The following is a 2,683-nucleotide window of genomic DNA, read 5'->3' as shown; positions in this document are numbered from 1 at the left end:
CCGCACAATGGCCTCGTTGCCCTGCATCAGGCAGATCTGGCCGGGGACACCTCCCGTCATTGTCCATTCCATGCTGTTTGTGTCACCCTCTCTTAAAATCGTTTCGTCGCGTTTGCTTACTACGCCGTTTATTGTAGCACGCTCACGGGAAATTGCAAGGGGCGGAGACAGAAAAAACCCGGCGGAGGACCCGCCGGGCTTGCCGTATTTCAGGAGTACTTTTTATCCAGTATCGCAATCACGTCCGCGATGGCCCCCTCCCGGGCGCCGCAGACCACCGTGGCCCCGGACTCCCGGATGGCGGGGGAGGCGTTGGCGGGGGCGAAGCCCTCGGCGGCGGCCTGAAGCATGGAAAGGTCGTTGGCCTCGTCCCCGGCGCAGTAGACGTGTTCCATGGAGATTCCAAGCCGGGCGGCCAGGCGGCGGACCATGCCGCCCTTGCTGGCCCCCTTGATGGTCATTTCCAGCAGGTGGGAGACGGAGAAAATCAGCTCGTAGTCCTCCGCCCACCCCTGCGCCGTGAAGAAGGCCAGAACCTCCTCCAGCGTCTCGTGGTCCGCCTCGAAGAGGAGCTTCCCCAGGGGCAGGGGCACCTCCGGCAGGGAGGGGGCCTCGGTGAGCTCCGCGTGGGTCATGTGCTCATGCTGGCGGGAAATGGCGTTGGGGTGGACCACATGGATGATATTGTCGATGTGGTAGGCCTCCACGGCCACGCCGGGGAAGCGGTCCAGCGCCGCCTGGCCCCGCTGCCGGGCGGCCTCGTCCAGCATGGCGGTTTCCAGGTACTCGCCTTTCTCAAAATCATAAATGGCCGCGCCGTTGCACACCACGCCGGGGGCGTTCATGGGAACGTCTCCCGCGTGGCGGAGAAAGGCGGGAAGGGCCCGGCCCGTGGCGATGGCGAAGCGTCCCCCCTGGGCCATGAAATAGGCCAGGGCCTCCCGGTTCCGCTCCGGCAGGGGGGGCACCGGCCCGCCGGTGCGCAGGGCGTCCTCGGTGTATAAAAGCGTGTTGTCAAAGTCGCTGGCCAGCAGCACGCCGTCAAATTTACCCATAAATTCCACTCCTTGACAGTTTAATAGNGCCCCGTCCAGTCCGCCATCAGCAGCACCGGCAGGGTCCAAAGCAGCAGGAAGACCTCCAGCGCCAGGGGGTTCAGCAGCTNATAGGCCCCCAGGCTTGTGAGGTAGAAGGTCAGCAGAGTCCCCGCCCAGCTGCCAAGCAGCGAAATGGCCGCCGCCCGGCGGACCGCCTTGCAGAGCCGGAGGCTTCCCGCCACCGTTTCCGCGTAGGGCAGCAACCCCTCCCGGAACAGCAGGGCCCGGGGCAGGTCCCGGTCCTTCTCCGCCTCGCTGAGGGCGATGCGCTCCGAAAGGCTGGGGTATTCCATGTGCGCCCCCCGGCTGAACTTCCGCTTGATGAGGGAGGGGGTGATGTTGGGGTCCCGGGAGGCCAGGATGGGCTGGATGCGGCTGCGCTGCATCAGCTTCATGGCGAAGTCCACGTTCTCCGAGGGGCTGTACTTCACGGCGAAGACCGCGATGAGCTCCTTGTCCACCGCCAGAAACACGCCGGTTTTCAGGTTCACGTCCGCGGGCAGCCGGATGTTCATTTTCCGCATGAAGGAGATGCCGCCCATCAGCACGAACTCGCCCTTGATGGTCCCGGACCAGCCGCCCTCGNCGNAGAAGCTGAAATCNTCCACCTTCTCATAGCGGCCCCCCTCGCTGCGGACCAGGTTGTTGAAGAGGCGCTCCAGGCCGGACCCGGCGGCCCGGGCCATGGAGGCCGCCAGGGAGACGGCCTGCTCCTGTGTCTCGGCGAAGAGCTTCCGCCCGTTGAGCTGGACGGCGCCGGGGGGGAAGAGGTCCGAGTCAGTGACAATCATCCGCCGCCGGGCGCTGATCTTCTGGGCCCCGGACCAGCCGGCCACGGCGCAGCCGGTCCTCTGGAGGTGCTCCGACAGCTTGGACCAGGGCAGGGCCCAGCACAGGGGCAGGGAAAAGGTGGCCGCCGCCGGGAGGATGGCGGAGAGGTTCAGCAAAAAGTCCCCGCCCCGCTCCTGTCCCGCGGAGCTCAGGCCCGCGAAGACCAGGGCCGCCGCCAAAAAGGCGGGCAGCAGCGCCGTCTGCCAGAGGGTGGCCGCGTCGCTCCGGGCGGCGGTGGTGAAGAAGCCAGGGACNGAGCCCCGCTGCTTGCAGGCCCCCTGGGAGGTGGCGGCCACCAGATAGGGCGGGTCCTCGTCCAGGGAGGCGGCCCGGAGCATGTCGTAATTCCCCTTGCTCTCCCGGCGGACGCCCCACTGGGCGAACACCAGCCCCAGGCAGCTGACGGAGGCGTAGGGCATGGCTCCGCCGGTCCGCCCGCCCAAAAGCCGGGCGGCGCAGTCCAGCCCCGAAACCAGGACGGAGAGGGACACCAGCAGCTCCGCCACGCACCGGCGGCGCAGCAGCATGCCGAAGCCCTTGAGAAACACATGGCGGCACAGCAGTGCCGTCAGCCCCAGGCAGACGAGCAAAACCACGCACTGGACCTCCCGGTCCCCGGACCAGTAGGGCACCTTCACCTGATACCGCTCCAAAAGCAGGAACAGCGTGGGGGGCAGGGCCGTGACCAGGGGCAGGACCACCGTGTGCTTCCGGCGGATGTAAAGCTGGCGGGCGTCGTGGGCAGCCTCCCAGAG

At 67.1% G+C, this 2,683-nt stretch carries 1 protein-coding gene; it reads right to left on the bottom strand.

The window, feature by feature from the left end; genetic code table 11:
• Positions 1 to 209 precede the first annotated feature (209 nt).
• Positions 210 to 1,055 carry an HAD-IIB family hydrolase gene (locus JX325_RS14815; RefSeq protein ID WP_204791844.1) on the bottom strand — a complete coding sequence of 282 codons (846 nt, stop codon included), beginning with the start codon at positions 1,053 to 1,055 and terminating at the stop codon, positions 210 to 212.
• Positions 1,056 to 2,683 lie beyond the last annotated feature (1,628 nt).

Source organism: Oscillibacter sp. CU971 (genome assembly GCF_905219725.1).
Taxonomy (GTDB): Bacteria; Bacillota; Clostridia; order Oscillospirales; family Oscillospiraceae; genus Oscillibacter.
This window is presented reverse-complemented; position numbering and strand designations above follow the sequence as displayed.